The 17,666-nt window shown below is 63.0% G+C and carries 13 protein-coding genes; 2 read left to right on the top strand and 11 right to left on the bottom strand.

The features are described from left to right. Positions 1 to 72 precede the first annotated feature (72 nt). The 8 genes from dnaG to rimP form a co-directional block, all read right to left on the bottom strand. Positions 73 to 2,181: a DNA primase gene (gene dnaG, locus AB5Z54_RS02830; RefSeq protein ID WP_148332830.1), complete on the bottom strand. Its 2,109-nt coding sequence runs from the start codon at positions 2,179 to 2,181 to the stop codon at positions 73 to 75. Continuing rightward, the gene (gene ribF, locus AB5Z54_RS02825; protein ID WP_368160119.1) at positions 2,174 to 3,181 is read right to left on the bottom strand and encodes a riboflavin biosynthesis protein RibF; all 1,008 of its coding nucleotides are present in this window, start codon (positions 3,179 to 3,181) and stop codon (positions 2,174 to 2,176) included. Before ribF ends, dnaG begins: the two co-directional genes overlap by 8 nt. After that, positions 3,178 to 4,110, bottom strand: a complete 933-nt coding sequence (gene truB / locus AB5Z54_RS02820; protein ID WP_368160117.1) for a tRNA pseudouridine(55) synthase TruB — start codon at positions 4,108 to 4,110, stop codon at positions 3,178 to 3,180. The genes ribF and truB overlap by 4 nt, the downstream gene beginning before the upstream one ends. 15 nt (positions 4,111 to 4,125) lie before the next feature. Then, positions 4,126 to 5,169, bottom strand: coding sequence for a DHH family phosphoesterase (locus tag AB5Z54_RS02815; protein ID WP_368160115.1), 1,044 nt, complete (start codon positions 5,167 to 5,169; stop codon positions 4,126 to 4,128). Further along, positions 5,162 to 5,572 carry a 30S ribosome-binding factor RbfA gene (gene rbfA / locus AB5Z54_RS02810; RefSeq protein WP_006234038.1) on the bottom strand — a complete coding sequence of 137 codons (411 nt, stop codon included), beginning with the start codon at positions 5,570 to 5,572 and terminating at the stop codon, positions 5,162 to 5,164. The genes AB5Z54_RS02815 and rbfA overlap by 8 nt, the downstream gene beginning before the upstream one ends. Positions 5,573 to 5,583: 11 nt before the next feature. Further along, entirely contained in the window at positions 5,584 to 8,298 is a 2,715-nt protein-coding gene (gene infB / locus AB5Z54_RS02805; protein WP_035138110.1) for a translation initiation factor IF-2, read from the bottom strand. Between the two features lie 91 nt (positions 8,299 to 8,389). Further along, on the bottom strand, positions 8,390 to 9,637 hold the full coding sequence (nusA, locus tag AB5Z54_RS02800) for a transcription termination factor NusA (protein WP_006234042.1): 1,248 nt from the start codon (positions 9,635 to 9,637) through the stop codon (positions 8,390 to 8,392). 1 nt (position 9,638) lies between these two features. Then, entirely contained in the window at positions 9,639 to 10,133 is a 495-nt protein-coding gene (gene rimP, locus AB5Z54_RS02795) for a ribosome maturation factor RimP (RefSeq protein ID WP_227790729.1), read from the bottom strand. A 371-nt stretch (positions 10,134 to 10,504) separates the two neighbouring features. On the opposite strand from rimP, the gene AB5Z54_RS02790 reads away from it, so the two are divergent. Beyond that, a complete protein-coding gene (locus AB5Z54_RS02790) occupies positions 10,505 to 11,077 on the top strand; it encodes a hypothetical protein (RefSeq protein ID WP_368160112.1) in 573 nt (190 codons plus the stop codon). 104 nt (positions 11,078 to 11,181) lie between these two features. Here AB5Z54_RS02790 and leuS read toward each other — a convergent pair whose 3' ends face one another. Together leuS and AB5Z54_RS02780 are read right to left on the bottom strand one after the other, a co-directional pair. Next, positions 11,182 to 13,758: a leucine--tRNA ligase gene (gene leuS, locus AB5Z54_RS02785; RefSeq protein WP_368160110.1), complete on the bottom strand. Its 2,577-nt coding sequence runs from the start codon at positions 13,756 to 13,758 to the stop codon at positions 11,182 to 11,184. Between the two features lie 370 nt (positions 13,759 to 14,128). Beyond that, the gene (locus AB5Z54_RS02780; RefSeq protein ID WP_055251158.1) at positions 14,129 to 15,640 is read right to left on the bottom strand and encodes an IMP dehydrogenase; all 1,512 of its coding nucleotides are present in this window, start codon (positions 15,638 to 15,640) and stop codon (positions 14,129 to 14,131) included. A gap of 193 nt (positions 15,641 to 15,833) precedes the next feature. On the opposite strand from AB5Z54_RS02780, the gene AB5Z54_RS02775 reads away from it, so the two are divergent. Further along, on the top strand, positions 15,834 to 16,178 hold the full coding sequence (locus AB5Z54_RS02775; protein WP_368160107.1) for a winged helix-turn-helix domain-containing protein: 345 nt from the start codon (positions 15,834 to 15,836) through the stop codon (positions 16,176 to 16,178). Between the two features lie 118 nt (positions 16,179 to 16,296). Here the strand turns inward: AB5Z54_RS02775 and AB5Z54_RS02770 are convergent, their stop codons facing one another. Beyond that, positions 16,297 to 17,463, bottom strand: coding sequence for an IS110 family RNA-guided transposase (locus AB5Z54_RS02770; RefSeq protein WP_225093809.1), 1,167 nt, complete (start codon positions 17,461 to 17,463; stop codon positions 16,297 to 16,299). Between the last annotated feature and the right edge of the window lie 203 nt (positions 17,464 to 17,666).

The raw sequence follows: 17,666 nt of genomic DNA, 5'->3' as shown, positions 1-17,666 counted from the left end.
GCACACACATTGACGTCTATACCCAAAAAGAAGACTGGATATAGGCGAGAATACGCTGGTTGACCACAACATCTAGGCTTGTTCGGTGCCCGCGGCCTCCAGGCCGATCAAACGGAACGGGTCCGCCACGCCGCCGATCGACTTTTGCAGTTCGCGTTGACGTTGCGAATCCTGCGCGGCCTGCACGGTCAGCGCGCGACGGGCCTCATCATCGAGTGAACGGTCCTGGCGCAGCTTGGCCTGTGCGGCACGCATGCGACGCTTGATGGTGTAGAGCTCGAGCGTATCAAGCATAAACACGATGTTCGTCTCGGTGGGGTGCTTGCTCGTCGCGGAGATGCGCCCGGCACTCACAAGCGTTGCCGCATCGGGACACACTGAGCGCGCCGCATCCATGCAGGCTGCAGGATCGGTTCCCGGCGGCGTTGCCAGAACGGCCCATGCAATGGACTCGTGACGCGGGTCAACCCACTCGATGGAGCAGATGCGGTCGGCATACGTGCGGAACAGGTCGGGGTAGCTCGTGAGCATCGTCAACAGCTCGCGCTCCCCTGCCAAGGACTTGCGTTCAAGATCGGTAAGAACCATCGGCGCCGCCGCAGCCGGTGCGCCCGAACCGTCAGCCACAGGCACAGCGCCCATACCATCAGGCACATCGATCGGCGGCAGGTCGTCGACGACCTCCACGGGCGCGGCGCCGTAGGCATCGAGCGGGACGTAGTCGTACGGCTCTTCTTCGACCGGCGCGGACACCGGCGGCGTCGCGCCCGATGCCCAAGCACCGCGACCGGCATCGCGAGAACCCGACGCCCGACCGCCCGCGCTACCGGACCGCTCAGTCTGTGCCCGCTGGCGCTCATAGTTCTGCTCACGACGTCGTTCCGCATCCTCGCGCTTGGCGACATCGCGAAACACACGACCCGAGCTCGCGCGCACCGTCTCCAGATCCAAACCCAGCAGATCGGCAATCTGGATAAAGTACGTGTCGATCATATAGCTGTTGCGCAACGGATAGATAAGCGTCAGCGCATCTTCCAGCGCCTTAGCGCGACCGCCCGGCGTGGTGATGTCACTCGACTCCTGCAGCGAACGGTAGACAAAGTCCATAAGCGGCTCGGCAGCGTCGATGCGCGTCTGCAGTGCCTCGCCACCATGTGCGGTGATGAACTCCATGGGGTCGTTGCCGTCGGGGAGCACCACGCAGCGCAGGTCCATGGAATCCTGCTCGATAAACTGAATCGCGCGACGGGCGGCCTTCTGGCCCGCTGCATCGCCGTCGAACATATACACGATGCGCTTGGCAAAGCGAGTGAGCGTCTTGACGTGATGCTCCGTGAGCGCGGTGCCCAGCGTGGCGACAACGTTTTTAATCCCCGCCTCCCAGCAGGCGATGCAATCGGTATAGCCCTCTACCACGATGGCGGTATCCTGCGCGACGATAAACTCCTTGGCCCAATTAAAGCCGTAGAGGTTTCGCTTTTTATGAAACACGCTCGTCTCGGCGGTGTTGAGATACTTAGGCTGGCCGTCGCCCATAATGCGACCGCCAAAGGCAATGTTGTGACCCTGCTCGTCAAAGATGGGGAACATCACGCGGTCGTAAAAGCGGTCGGCAAGCTGCCCGCGCCCGCGACTCACGGCAACGTTGGCGTCGATCATCTCCTGCGGGGTAAAACCCGCCTGGGACAGGTGCGACACCAGCGCGTTACGGCCCGGTGCAAAGCCCAGGCAGTAGCGGCGGCAGACGTCGCCGCCCATGCCGCGGCTGGCAAAGTACTCGCGCGGACGGCCGTCCTTACCGCGCATGAGCATGGTGTGGTAGAACTGGGCGGTCTCGGCGCACAGATCGTAGATGCGGGCACGTTTGGTACCGCGCTCGCGGCGATCTCCGGTGTCGTGCAGCTCAATACCTGCGCGATCGGCCAAATAACGGATTGACTCGGGAAAGCTCAGGTTCTCGCGCTTCATAATATAGGTGAAGACATCGCCGCCTTCGCCGCAGCCAAAGCAGTGCCAGACCTGCGTGGCGGGGATAATGTGGAAAGACGGCGTCTTTTCGCCATGGAAGGGGCAGCAACCCCAAAATTCATGGCCGCGGGGCTTGAGTTCAACCGTTTCCTGCACGATGGCGACTAGGTCGGACGCAGCGCGTACCTGGTCTTTTTCCTCATCGCTAATCACGGATGCTCACCCCCTGCTCGCCCAAGTTGTGACGAATATCTTCGATATTACCCTCGACGGTCGCGATCAACTCATCCAGCGAATCGAACACGCGCGACGGACGCAGCCAGCGCGTAAACGCCAGCGAAACGGAAGCGCCGTACAGGTCGCCCGTATAACCAATTAAATTAGCCTCGAGATGCGCCGAAGCGGCATCGTCGGCATACGTCGGCGGCAGTCCGACGTTCACGGCAGCGGGCCACGCGGTGTCATCGACCAGCACCAGACCCTCATACACGCCATCGGCAGGCACCTGAATACCGTCGGGAACCTGCAGGTTTGCCGTGGGAAAGCCCATGCCAGAACCCTTGTGACGGCCGCGAATAACACCGCCACGCACCATATACGGACGGCCGAGTAACTCAGCAGCCAGCTCCACATGGCCCTGTCCGAGCTCATGACGGATACGGGTGGCGCAAATGGCCTCACCGCCCTCGCAAAGCAAGTCGTGACCATACACGTCAACGCCGTGTTCGGCACCCCAGGCGCGCATCTCGGCAACACCAGATGCACCACCGCGACCCAGCCTAAAGTCGCTACCAACGCGAATCGAGCGAATGTCAACCAGACGCGACACCAGCGAGAGAAAATCAACATGGTCAAGCGCCGCAACCTCAGGCGTAAAGGGAACGGCCACCACCGCATCGACCCCGGTCTGAGCCAGGGCATGCAGACGGTCGGCCGTCGTCATCAATTTTTGAGCGGGCGAAGGGCTCACCACAACGTCCGGGTCGGGATCGAAGGTAACCACGACCGCCTTACAGCCATGGGCACGGGCATCACGGACAAGCGCTTCGATGAGTTCCTGGTGTCCACGGTGAACGCCGTCGAACACGCCAATGGCGATTGAAGCGGCACCCAAGTGCTCACACTCATCAAACGTATCGGCAGCAACGATGCGAGCCTCGTCCGACTCGCCCGCGAAAAAGACACGCGCGAGCTCGCGAGCGGACAACATCATCGAACACCGCCGATTGCCTGCGGAAACACGTGCTCCCTGACAAAGCGGCCGCCCTCAATGCGGGCGAGCGCCTTGAGTCCCCCATCGAGCACCAACGCAAACGGCGCCTTCGAGGAATCGAAATCGGCAAGCGCACGCTCAACGGGAATGCGTCGGCCGCAGAGCAGGTCGTCGGCAAGATTGCCAGGCAAGTCAACACGTGTGGCGCCCAGGGCCGCAATGGGATCCAGGGCAAAGCCAGCCGCGGACTCGGGAGAAAGCTCCTCGACCGCATGACAAGCGCCAATGGAAACAACACCGGAAGCCGTGCGGCGCAGCGCGGAAATATGCGCGGCGCTATCGCAAGCGCGGCCCAGGTCGCGAGCGAGCGCACGGATATAGGTGCCCTTGCTCACCGAGAACGCCACGGTCCACACACACGTATCACCTTCGCCGCCCACGGCGATCAGGTCGGCGGCATAGACCTCGACGGGGCGCGGAGGTAGGTCCACCGCATTGCCCTCGCGAGCAGACTTGTAGGCGCGAACGCCATTGACCGAGATAGCAGAAAACGCCGGCGGCACCTGCATCTGCGGGCCCAGCATGGCGGCCAAGCGCTCACGAGCATAGGCAGGATCGCGGAGCTCGTTGGCAACAGCCACCGTGCGGACCGCCTCGCCCTCCGCATCATCGGTATTGGTCTCGGCGCCAAACGAAATATCGGCGACGTAGCTTTTGGTATCGAGCGTGAGCATGCCCAGCAGACGGGTGGCCTGGCCCACACCCACCACCATGACGCCAGATGCCATGGGGTCGAGCGTGCCGGCATGGCCGACGCGCCGCTCATGGAGGGCGCGTCGGCATTGCGAGACCACATCGTGGGACGTGCAGCCCACCGGCTTATCGACGGCGAGCAGCATATTCAATTGAGAAGGCGTTCGACGAGCCATGTACCATCCAATAAGTTAGAGCTCGACGGTCACCGAAGCGGGATCCTCCCCCACCAGCTCGGCCAGCATGGGAAGTGCCACGGCGAGCGTCTCGCGAATTGTTCCGTTGTTGGAAAAGCCGGCGGCGGCATGATGCCCGCCACCGCCAAAGTTGGCAGCAATCTCGGACACATCGAGGTCGCCCTTGGAGCGCAGGTTGCCACGCACCTTGGTATCGCCCTCAATGCCCTTTAAGAACATGCAGACCTCGACGCCCATCACCGAACGCACCACATCGACCAGGCCGTCGCACTCGTCCGAGGTGACACCGCAGGCCTCAAGGTCGCTCTGGTAGGCATAGCTATACGCCACGCGCCCGTGGGCCACCGTCTTGATGCGGCCCATAACGATGGACTTGAGATGCAAAAACTCTACGCGCATGCTCTGGTAGACCTCGAGCGCAACGCGCGCCGGATCGGCACCGTGGGCAACCAGACGCGAGGCCGCATGGAACGCAGCAGCATCGGCGTTCTGGTACTGAAAACGGCCGGTATCGGTAACCAAGCCACACAGCAGGCAGGTCGCAACGCCATCACGGGCGACAATGCCACAATTGTCCAAGAAACGGTCAATGATCATGGCGCAGGCTGCAGCTTCAACGCGCCTCAGGCTGAGCTCGGCAAACTCCTCACGCGCCGGATGGTGGTCGAAACACACCACATGCTTGGAGCGACGAAGCACCTCGGCGGAATTATTGAGACGCTCGACGACCGGTACGTCCACCGAGATGAACAGGTCCGGATTGCCGGTGTACGTAGATGCCGGCACCAGACGATCGGCACCCTCCATAAAGCGGTAGATGCGCGGAACTGGGTCATCGTCTGCCAGCAGCAGGGCAATGTCCTTGTTGGGGAAAAACTTCATGAGCGAAAGGCCCAGACCCAATACGGAGCCCAAGGCATCGCCATCGGGAGAAGTATGTCCCGAAATCGCAATGGAGGACGCACCCTCGATGAGCTCGAGGATGCGTCGCTGAATATCTGCAGACTCGCACGAGGCGAGGTCGGCGGAATTAGTCATCTAAAGCTGCCTCCTGGGCGGCATCCGCTATCGGATAGCCGTCCTCGTCCTTTTCGATCGCAAGCGTGGCGGGAACGTTTTCCAGCGCACGCGTGATGCGCTCGGCCTCATCGGTCGAGCGATCGATGCGAAAATCGAGCTCGGGCGTAACACGCCAATCGAGCGAGCGAGCCAACAGGCTGCGAATACGGCCCTTAGCGCTTGCGAGCGCCTCCATGACCTCGTCGTAGCGGCTCGCATCGCACGACACGTACACGCGCGCGAACGAGCGGTCCACCGCGACCTCGACCGCAGTCAAAGTAACCAGGTCGAGACGCGGATCGGAAACCTCAAAGAGCAGGATATAACCGAGCTTCTCGCGAAGCTGCTCGCCCAGACGGCGGGTTGCCTGCGTTTGCTTCATAGCGCTACCCCCTACTCGGTACGGGCAACCTGGTCGATGCGGTAACCCTCGATCTGGTCGCCGGGCTTGATGTCCTGGAAGTTCTCCAGGCCAATGCCGCCCTCGGAACCGCTCTTAAGGCTCTTGGCCTCGTCCTTGTAGTGGCGCATCGAGGCGATCTTGCCGTTGAAGACCACGATACCGTCGCGCACCAGGCGCACGGAATCGGTCGCGGCGATCTCACCCTCTTCGACGCGGACACCGGCGGCGATACCGACTTTGGGCACCTTGAAGGTGTCCAGGACGGTCGCGGTACCCGTGGCGACCTCGACCTCGGTGGGCTTGAGCATGCCGATACGGGCGGCGTCGAGCTCCTCGAGGCACTTGTAGATGACGTCGTAGCAACGGATCTCGACGCCCTCGCGCTCGGCGGCGGAGCGGGCCTTACCGTCGGGACGGACGCCGAAGCCGATGATGATGGCGTTAGAGGCGTCGGCCAGGACGACGTCGGTCTCGTTGATGGCGCCGACCGCGGAGTGGATCGTGTTGATGCGCACCTCGGACTGATCCATCTTGTCGAGCGAGTCCTGAAGGGCCTCGATGGAGCCCTGGACGTCGGCCTTGATGATCAGGTTGAGCTCCTTGACCTCGGCGTCGGCAATGGTCTCGAAGAGGTTCTCAAGCGTGACGTGCTTGACGCGGCTCTGCTCCTCGATACGGGCCTTGAGCGAACGCTCGTCGGCAAGGGCGCGAGCCTCGCGCTCGTCCTCGAACACGCGGAACTCGTCACCGGCGTTGGGCACGGACTGCAGGCCCAAAATCTCGACGGCGTCGGAGGGACCGGCCTCGGTGACGGCGCGGCCCTTGGGGTCGAGCATGGCGCGGACGCGGCCGTAGGTAAGGCCGGCGACCAGCGTATCGCCCACGTGCAGGGTACCGCGGGTCACGAGCACGGTAGCGACCGATCCGCGGCCCTTGTCGAGCTTGGCCTCGAGGACGTTGCCCGAGGCAAAGGTGTCCGGGTTGGCCTTGAGCTCGAGTACGTCGGCCTGGAGCAGCACGGTCTCCAGAAGTTCGTCGATACCGATCTTCTGCTTGGCCGAGATGTTGACGAACATGTTCTGTCCGCCCCACTCCTCGGGGATGACTCCGTACTCGGTGAGCTCCTGACGCACACGGTCGGGGTTGGCGCCCGGCTTATCGATCTTGTTGACGGCGACGACGATGGGTACGCCGGCGGCCTTAGCGTGGTTGATCGACTCGACCGTCTGGGGCATGACGCCGTCGTCAGCGGCGACGATCAGGATGACGATGTCGGTCACCTTGGCGCCACGGGCACGCATAGCCGTAAAGGTGGCGTGACCCGGGGTATCGATAAAGGTGATCTTGCGGTCGTTGATCATGACCTGCGAAGCGCCGATGGCCTGCGTAATGCCGCCCGCCTCGCCGGCAGCAACGCCGGTGTGACGGATGGCGTCAAGCAGCGACGTCTTGCCGTGGTCGACGTGGCCCATGACGGTGACGACCGGGGCACGCGGCTTAAGGTCGGCGGGATCGTCGTAGAACGAGAAGGTGTTCTCCTCCTCGGGGGTGATGATCTTGATCTGACGGCCCAGGTCGTCGGCAACGAGCTCAACGAGGTCGTCGGACATGGACTGCGTCATGGTGAGCGGCGTACCCAGCAGGAACAGGCGCTTGATGATGTCGTTGGCCGGAACGTCGAGCGCCTCGGCAAGCTCCTGGACGGTAACGCCCTGGGAGACCTTGATGGCGTCGAGGTCCTCGGGGTTCACGCCCTGGGCCAGCGCCTCCTCTATCTTGCGCTCCTCCTGAGCCTTGGCAGCCTCGCGCTCGCGCTTCTCCTTGCGCTTCTTGCGGCGACCGGTGGACTCGCGAGAGGCCTCCTCGACGGCAGCACGAGCCTCCTCGAGCACCTTCTCGCGGCTGTACTCCTCGGCCTCGCGAGCCATGCGGCTGTAGTGGTCCTCTTCGTTGTTGTGACCGCCCTTGCGCTTCTTGCCCTTGCCCTGCTTATCGGGGTTGGGGAAGTCCATGCCGGCAGCGACGTTGTTGCTGGCGTTGGTGCGATGGCTGTGCGGACGGCTCTCGGAGGCGTTGCGCTCGGAATTGTTGTCGGAGGCGTTGCGATCGTTACGACGGCCACCGCGGCGGTCGTTGTTGCCGCCACGACGGTTACCGCGCTCGGCGGCGCGCTCGGCCTTGGCCTTGTCCTCGGCGTCCTTCTTCTCCTTGAGCACGGTCTCCTGTGCGGCAATCTGGTCGAGAAGCGAACGGAAGCGCGAACCGGAGTCGGAAGCGGGAACGGCGCGGCGCTGGGCCTCGCGGGCAGCCTCCTCCTTCTCGCGGGCAAGGCGCTCCTGCTCGGCCTTCTTCTTGGCCTCGGCCTCGGCGCGGGCAGCCTCCTCGGCTGCCTGGGCTGCGGCAAACTGGCGGCGCTCCTCCTCGCGTGCCTTCTCGGCGGCGATGCGCTCGCGCTCGGCCTCGGCGGCGCGTGCGGCCTCCTCGGCGGCAGCTGCCTGCTCCTCGGCCTGCTTGGCGGCCTCGACTTCCTGAGCGCGGGCCTCGATCACCGAGGCGAGCTGCTTGCGGACCATAGCGACATAGGCGTCCTCCAAGGTGGAGGAAGCGGACTTAGCGGGAATCTTCATATCGGCGAGATGACCCATCAGTTCCTTGGAGGTCATGCCGAACTCTTTGGCCAGGGTGGACACACGGACTTTTGCCATATGACTTCACCTACCCTTTCTGGCACCTTGGGTGCCTAGAGACTGAACGAGCGTGTGAGACGCGCCGGGACCCGCCCGGCGCGACCGCGCGCTAGATCAGGTCCTCCGCATCATCGAAGGCGTCGGTGTCGTGGACACCGCAGAAACGGGAGCCGGGACGAGCCTGGTTGCGGCACTGGATGCCGTCCTCGGACACATACTCACAGCGGCGGACGTCCTCGTCCTCCTCGTCACCGATCAGGTCGGCGGCGGGCTCCTCGTGAACGGGAACGTTCTTGAGAATGTCGGCGGCAAGCGTCTCGGACTTGATGTCGATGTGCCAGCCGGTCAGGCGCGCGGCGAGACGGGCGTTCTGGCCCTCCTTGCCGATGGCGAGGGACAGCTGGTCGTCGGGCACGATGACACCGGCGTAAGCCTTCTCCTCGTCGATGAGGACGCGGGTGACCTTGGCGGGCGACAGGGCGTTGGCGACGTAGACGGCAGGATCGGCATCCCAAAGGATGACGTCGACGCGCTCGCCACGGAGCTCGCCCACGACAGCGCGAACACGGCTGCCCTTGGGGCCGACGCAGGCGCCCACGGGATCCAGACGGTCATCGAGCGAGTGGACGGCGACCTTAGAGCGCTGGCCAGGCTCGCGGGCGATCGACTTAATCTGGACGGTGCCCTCATAGATCTCGGGCACCTCCTGCTCAAACAGACGACGCATGAGCTCGGGGTGGGTACGGGAGATGACAATCGGCGGACGGCTGTGCTCGCCACGAACCGGCTGCAGGTTGGAGTTGGGGTCGCGAACGTCGATGATCACGGCCTTGATGTGCTGGTTGTGCAGGTAGCGCTCGCCCATCGGACGCTCGTTGCGCTCGTTCTCGTAACGGCGCTGGTCGAAGTGCGGAAGCTCGGCCTCGACGCCCTCGCGGATCTTGACGATCGTGAAGTCGGGCGTGGACTGCAGCACGGTACCGCTGATGAGGTCACCGATGCGGCCGGAGAACTCCTCGTAGATCTGCTCGCGGGCGGAGTTGCGCACGATGGCGTTGATCTCGGCCTTGGCGTGCTGGGCAGCGATGCGGCTCGTGTTCTTGGGGGTGACGTCGATCTCCTCGAACTCGGTGAAGTTGCCCTCCTCGTCCATGGAATCGTCAATCGGCTCCAGACGGTAGACGTAGATCTTGCCAGTGGTGCGGTCGATGGTCACCTTGGCGCCCCACTCAAGATGCAGGATCTCGGCATAGCTCTTGGCAAGCGACTGCTCCAGGCGGTCGATCAGGTAGAGCTGGTCGATGTGCTTCTCCTGGCAAAGCTCCATCAGGGCGGACATCATGTCGGATGCTGCCATCTTACTTTCCTTCCTTCGCGGGCTTGAAGTCGTAGGTGGGCTTCAACTTGCACTTTTTAACATCAGAGAAATCGAGGGTGACGGACTCGCCGCCCTCGAGCTCGAGGGTCACGTTCGTCTCGGTGGCGGCGGCAATCTTGCCGGCGTACTTGCGACGGCCCTCGGTGGCGGTGGAGGTAAGCTCACAGTTCTCGCCCACAAAGCGGGCAAAGTCGCACGGGCGGCGCAGCGGGCGCGCCATACCCGGGCTCGACACCTCGAGCGTATAGCTCGAAGAGATAGGGTCAAGCTCCTCGATCACATCGCCGACCCACTTGGTGTTGGCCGTGACGTCGTTGAGCGACAGGCTCTGACCCTCGGCACCCTCGATACGCACGCGCACGCAGGGGGCCTTGGTGGCACCCACGAGCTCGACGTCGACGATGTCGACATCGTGCTGGGGAGCGACGGCCTCGAGCGCGTCGATGATCGCTTGCTCGGTCTTGGTCTTGACCATTGCGGCACCTCCATCCATACAAAAAAGAAGCGGGGCCGAAACCCCACTTCTTTCAATTACAACTTCATTTGCAAGCAAACTATACCAATAGCTGTGGAAACGTGCAAGCACAGTACGAACCTGCAGGTCAGCGTGCGCACAGCTTCTCCACAAGAAATAGATAATTGGGCGAGAACCACCACATGGCACTCCCCTAAAAGCCCCAAAACGGGCCATGCGTCCCAGCCCGTCAGGCAAATCGGGCCCCATGGGCATTCCGTAACTGAGTGTATATCGGACAGACTAGCGCTAAGGGACATTCTGTAGCAAGAAAATCGACCCCTCATATTGCCCGCACGCCCTTCCAGAACCTCTACGGCAAGGAGGCACCCATGAAACGTCTCGGCACCCTCTGCACAACCGCGTTCGCCATTGCAGCCTGTTCGTTCGCCCTTGCGGGCTGCAGCAACATCGATGGCAAAACCGGGCCACGTGAGCCCGACCCCAGCGGCACCGAAGCCGCCGAGAAAACGACGCCATCGGAAAGCTTCGACAAAATAGACGAAGACGAAATCGATCCCCAGGGTTTGGGCCCCGACCCCCAAGAACAGTTCCCCATCGACCTAGAGGCGGACGAAAACGTCCACGTCACCTGCGTTGGTAAGGACACCGACGGCTACGGCGACGCCGCGCTCGTCTTTACGGTGTCCAACAACACCGGTGTCGACATGATGTTTGGCGATGTGGACTCCTATGCCTACGTCAACGGTAAGGTCCGCGACGTGCGCATGCGCCAACCGGTCGCCGCTGGAGAAGAAACGCGCGCCATGCTTACCTTTGTGGGCACCTTCGACGATCCGGACTTTAATGTGAACAAAGACCTCAACGACATCTACCTCAACATTTGGATGTTCGAAGAGGCAACGGGCAACGTTTACTTTAGGGACCTGGTACACATCCCATAGAAGACGGTACGACGCAATGACAAAGCAGGGCATACAACACAAAACGAGGGACGACCCAACCGGATCGCCCCTCGTCTTTTATGCGTCAGCTAAGCGCGCAGCGCTTACTTGACCACCAAGTTGACCAGCTTGCCGGGCACGCAGATGGCCTTGACGACCGTCTTGCCCTCGAGCCACTTGGCGACGGCGGCCTCGGCGGCAGCCTGCATCTCCTCGTTGGAGGCATCGCGGGCAACGTCGACGCGGCCGCGGACCTTACCGAGCACCTGGACCACGATCTGCACCGTGTCCTCAACGGACTCGGCCAGGTCGAACTCGGGCCAGGCGGCGGTGTAGGCGTTGCCCTCGCAGCCGAGCGCCTCGTGCCACAGCTCATCGGCCCAGAACGGGCAAATGGGGGCAAGGACGCTCACGATATCCTTAGCCACGCCGTAACACAGCGCCTTGTCGCGGGCGGTACCCTCGGTGTCGTTGAGGTAGGCGCTCGCCGCGTTGACGAGCTCCATGACGGCCGAGATCGCGGTGTTGAACTGGCCGCGATCGAAGTCCTCGGTGCACTTGGCGATGGTGCGGTGACGCTCGCGATAGAGCTTCATCGCAAACTCGTCGAGCGCGGACTTGTCGAAGGCCACGTTGGCGTCGCCAGACTGGACGAGCTGCCAAACGATACGCCAGGCGCGCTTGATAAAGCGGTTGGCGCCCTCGACGGCCTTGGGATCCCAGTCGAAGTCCTTCTCGGGCGGGGCGATAAACAGGATCGCCAAACGCATGGTGTCGGCACCGTAGGGCTCGATGACCGAGCTCGGGGGCACGACATTGCCCTTGGACTTGGACATGGTGTCGCCGTTCTCGTCCTTGACCATGCCCTGGCACAGCAGGTTGGTGAAGGGCTCGTCCACGCTCAGCAGGCCCAGGTCGCGCAGGGCCTTGGTAAAGAAGCGGCTGTAGAGCAGGTGCAGAATAGCGTGCTCGATGCCGCCGATGTAGTTATCGACGGGCATCCAACGGTCTGCCGCCTCGCGGGAGAAGGGCAGCTCGGTGTTGTGCGGGTCGGTATAGCGCAGGTAATACCAGCTGGAGCAGGTAAAGGTATCCATGGTATCGGTCTCGCGCTTGGCCGGGCGGCCGCAGACCGGGCAGGTGGTCTCGTAGAAGTCCTTGCACTCGGCAAGGGTTTCGCCGGCGCCCAGGTCCAGGTTCTCGGGCAGCGTCACCGGCAGCTGATCCTCGGGCACGGGCACGATACCGCAGTGCTCGCAGTGGATGGCCGGGATGGGGTTGCCCCAATAGCGCTGACGGGAAATGAGCCAGTCGCGCAGACGGAACTCGACCTTGCGACGACCGCAGCCCATGGCCTCGAGGTCGGCCACGATCGCAGCCTCGCCCTCGGAGTGCTTACCGCCGCGCATGCCGGTGTACTTGCCGGACTGGACGAGCGTGCCCTCGGCAGCGTGGGCGCAATCCCAGTCGACGGTCTCGGCATGGAAGGTATCGATGGTCTCGCCGCTGGCCTCGACGGCAGCGCGATCGTCATCGTCCAGGATGATCGGTACGATCGGCAGGTCGTACTTGCGGGCGAACTCAAAATCGCGCTGGTCGCCGCAGGGAACGGCCATGACGGCACCGGTGCCGTAGTCGGCAACGACATAATCGGCAACCCACACGGGGACCTTCTCGCCGTTGACGGGATTTACCACATAGCGGCCCGTGAAGGCACCGTGCTTCTCGAGGGTGCCTTGGGCACGCTCGACGGCAGAGATATGCTTGGAGTCCTCGACGATCTTGGTGACGGCCTCCTCGTACTCCGTACCCTCGACGAGCTCGTGCAGGCCGGCGTACTCGGGAGCCAGGACAAAGAAGGAGACGCCAAAAAGGGTATCGGCACGCGTGGTGAAGACGGTGATCTTGCCCTCATCGCCCTCGATGGGCTCGCCATCCTGGTCGCAAAGGGTAAAGTCGACCTCGGCGCCCTCGGAGCGACCGATCCAGTTGGCCTGCATCTGCTTGACGCGCTCGGGCCAGCCGGGGAGCTTCTCCAGGTCGTCGAGCAGCTCCTGGGAGTACTCGGTGATCTTGAAGTACCACTGCTCCAGGTCGCGCTTCTCGGGCTCGGTGCCGCAGCGCCAGCACTTACCCTCGGTGACCTGCTCGTTGGCCAGAACGGTCTTGCAGTTAGGACACCAGTTGACCGGGTTCTTCTTGCGGTAGACCAGGCCCTTTTCCCACAGCTTCTCAAAGATCCACTGACCCCAGCGGTAGTAGTCGGGGCTGCAGGTCTTGACCATGCGATCCAGATCGTAGGAGAAGCCCATGCGCTTCATCGTAGCGAGCGCCTGGTCCATGTTCTTATACGTCCAGGCAGCAGCCTGCGTGTTGTGCTTGATAGCGGCGTTCTCGGCAGGCAGGCCAAAGGCGTCAAAGCCGATGGGGTGCAGCACGTCGTAACCGCGCATGCGGGCCTGACGGGCCATGGCATCGCCGATGGTATAGTTGCGCGCGTGGCCCATATGCAGGTCGCCCGACGGATACGGGAACATCTCGAGCACGTACTTCTTGGGCTTGCTGTCGTCGGTGTCGACGGCAAAGAGGTTGGAATCCTCCCAGGCCTTCATCCACTTGGACTCAATGGCCTGCGCGTCGTAGGCAGGGATCTCGTCCTTATGATCTGTGCAATCGCACATATCAGCTCCTTTAATCTTAGCTGGGGTCGGGTGGCTTGGCTTTATTTGCTACTGCGGACAGTCCTGCGCAAGACGAAGAGCACATTAAGTGCTCTTCTTTGCGTGCGGAACTTGTAGCGAACAAAGCCAAGCCACCCGACCCTAAGGTTAACTTGACTGATGATAGCAAATACGACAAGCGAGATGCCTGCGACTTGCGGGCATCTCGCTTTATCTAAATAACGTGGTTTTGAATCAACCACTAATTGTCACCCGCCCAAGCATGGTCGGGTTTTCCAAGTACCGCAGATTGCCGTGAAAGAGGAGCGACGCGTACTTTGGTACGCGAGCGACGGTTTGAACGGCAAGGTGCGGTGCTTGGGAAAGCCGCTTAGCGGTAGGAAACGCTCTGCTGAGAGTCCTTGACGACTACGTCGTGGGCGCCGCCTTCGACGATCGAGGTCGAGCTCACCAGGGTCAGGCGTGCCTTTTCCTGAAGCTCGGGGATCGAGAGGGCACCGCAGTTGCACATCGTGGACTTGACCTTGTAGAGCGTGCCGCCCACGCCGTCCTTGAGGGAGCCGGCATAGGGAACATAGGAGTCGACGCCCTCGACGAAGCTGAGCTTCGCGGCGCCGCCCAGGTCGTAGCGCTGCCAGTTGCGGGCACGCGCAGAACCCTCGCCCCAGTACTCCTTCATGTACTGACCGTTCACGTTGACGCGCTCAGTCGGGCTCTCATCAAAGCGGGCGAAGTAGCGGCCCAGCATCATAAAGTCGGCGCCCATGGCAAGGGCGAGCGTCATGTGGTAGTCGTAGACGATGCCGCCGTCGGAGCACACGGGCACGTAGACGCCGGTCTCCTCGTAGTACTCGTCGCGAGCGCGACAGACGTCGATCAGCGCGGTGGCCTGGCCACGACCGATACCCTTGGTCTCACGGGTGATGCAGATGGAACCGCCGCCGATACCGACCTTGATGAAGTCGGCACCGCAGTCTGCCAGGAAGCGGAAGCCCTCGGCGTCGACGACGTTACCGGCACCGACCTTAACGTCCTCACCGTAGTTGGCGCGAATCCACTCGATGGTGCGCTTCTGCCACTCGCTGAAGCCCTCGGAGGAGTCGATGCACAGGACATCGGCGCCGGCCTCGATGAGCAGCGGCACGCGCTCGGCATAGTCGCGGGTGTTGATACCGGCGCCGACCATGTAGCGCTTGTCGCCGTCGAGCAGCTCGTTGGGGTTGGTCTTGTGGCTGTCATAGTCCTTGCGGAAGACGATTCCCATCAGGTGATCGTTGTCGTCGACGATGGGCAGGGCGTTGAGCTTGTTGTCCCAGATGACGTCGTTGGCAACCTTGAGGCTGATGTTCTTGTCGCCCACGATGAGCTGCTCACGCGGGGTCATGAACTCGGAGACCTTCGTCTGGTGGTCATCGCGACTGGGGCGATAGTCACGGCTGGTGACGATGCCCAGGAGCTTGCCCTTGGGAGTGCCGTCGTCGGTAACCGGCATGGTGGAGTGGCCGGTCTTCTCCTTGAGCTCAATGACCTGCTCCATGGTCATGTCGGGGGTCAGTGTGGAATCGGACTGAACGAAGCCCGCCTTGTGATCCTTGACGGCCTTGACCATAGCAGCCTCGGACTCGGCGCTTTGGGAACCGTAAATGAAGGACAGGCCACCCTCGGTAGCGAGCGCGACACCCATGTCGACGCCCGAGACGGACTGCATGATGGCGGAAACCATGGGGATGTTCAGGGTGATTGCCGGTTTCTCACCGCGCTTAAAGCGGGTCAGCGGCGTCTTAAGAGAGACGTTGTTGGGGATGCACTGCGAGGACGAGTAACCAGGGACCAGCAGATACTCCGAAAACGTGTGGGACTCACCGGGAAAGAACGTAGCCATGTTTCTCCTTTTTCCATGCGACCGGTCGGCTGCAGGCCTCGTAGGACCCAGCCCAACCTTGGGCGCCCAATACTGGGGAAGTATCTTAACGCACTTTGACTGCTACAATGCATGATTTAAGAAGAGCACACGAGGGTTTGACGCAGGCTTTGCGTTTGCCCAGCAAACACTTTAGCGGGGAGACGTGGAGCATATGAAGTACAAGACGACGGCAAAGTTGGTCATTCAAGCGTGCGACAAGGATCTGCCGGGCGTCTTCGGCCACGGCTGCGTCTTGCTGCTGCAGGGGATTGCCCGCGAGCACTCGCTCAACCGTGCCGCCAAGAGCATGGGCATGGCATATTCCAAGGCCTGGCGCATTGTGAACGAAGCCGAAGGCCAGCTGGGCTGCAAGCTCATCGAGCGCGACGGCGCCCGCGGATCCACGCTCACCCCCGCCGGAGAGCGAGCCATCGAAGTCTACGAAACCCTGCAGGCAGAAATCAACGACATCATCGCCTCCAAAGCCGACGCCCTCATCGCCAGCATCAAAGAGTAGCCATTTGGGACGTGTCTCTATAGTTTTGTCAACCGCGTGCTTCGCGCCATTTCGGCATGACGCATCCGGGCATCTGGCGCCCCCGCTTGGTTTCCTCTTCGGTTGATCCCGCCGCCCGCTAGGCCGCGTACGGGACGGCGTCGCGCATGATCGCGTAGATGACCTTGAGCCTCTTCCTCGCGACCGCCTTCAGCGCCTTGCTGTGCCTCATCCCCCTCGCCCTGCACTCCCCGTAGTACCTCCCGAACCTGTTGTCCGTGCCGATGAGGGAGTTGCAGCTGAATATGAGCAGGTTCTTGAGCCGCCTGTTCCCGCCGTGCTGAGGCGACGTCGACCTGATGCTGCTCCCGGAGCGCCTGTCTGACGGCGCCACGCCGCAATAGCTCGCGAGCTCGTCGTGCCCCCTGAACGCGGATATGTCGATCGACGTCACCAGCGCCGCGGCGGTCTTGGGGCCGATCCCGGGCACCGTGAGGAGGCACTCGTAGACCTCGTCGCCCGCCAGCGAGTCGGCCACGAGCGAGTCGAGTTCCTCGATGTCGGCGTCGAGGGAGGCTATCTCCCGGGCGAGTATCCGGACCGCGACGTCCTCGCCGGCCGGGAGCCGCCTTCCCGAGCGCGACGAGGCCAGCAGCGCCTCCCAGAGCCTCCTGGCCCCCGCCGCGGGGGCGCCCGCGCGCCTGGCGGCGTTCGAGAACCTGCGCCAGCCGGCGGCCGAGCACCCGGCGGCCCCGCCGAACTCGGCCAGCATCGACACCTGCCAGCGGCTCGACGGGTCGACCGCGCCCTCGAGCGCGGGGTCGGCCTCGAGCAGGGTCGCGCGCAGCCTGTTCTTCGCGCGGGTCCTGGCGGACGACGCAAACTCGCGCTGCGACGACAGGATCCGCAGCGAGGCGGTCCCCTCGGGCTCCTCGGGCGCCGGCCTGAGGGCGCGGGGCACGCCGAGCGCGGTGCGCGCGATCACCTCGGCGTCGATGGCGTCGGTCTTCGCGATGCCGGGGAACATCCCGCGGGCCTGCTTCTCGGCATATCCGGGCAGGTAGGCGCAGGGGTTCCCGTGCGCATGGGCGCGCGCGAGGACCAGTGCGCCGATGTTTCGCTTCTGGTCGACGACGACCAGCGCGCCGGAGCCGGCCCGCTCGAGCAGCCGGTCGATGTCGTCGGGCCTGTTTGCCAGCTCGGCCCTGAAGGCGACGCCCCCTCCCGCATCGAGCGCGCACGCGCTGTGCGAGCTCTTCCCGACGTCGATCCCCAGGTAGGCCACGGGCGTCTCTGCTGCAGGCATGGTGTATCCTCTCCCTTGAGCCGGCCGTTAGCCGCGGAAGCGACACCCACATTACCCCGCCGTGGCCCGGTCCGGGCCCGGCACATCTCTATCAGTCGTTCCCCGCGGCCCCTCCCGCCCCGGCGGCAACACGTCCCGGGCCCTCTACGGGGCAGGGGCTGACGGCCGTCCGGGGCGGTCGGCCAGCGACCACCGGTACGGCT

The organism is Collinsella aerofaciens (assembly GCF_040910185.1).
In the GTDB taxonomy this organism is placed as follows: Bacteria; Actinomycetota; Coriobacteriia; order Coriobacteriales; family Coriobacteriaceae; genus Collinsella; species Collinsella aerofaciens_BF.
This window is presented reverse-complemented; position numbering and strand designations above follow the sequence as displayed.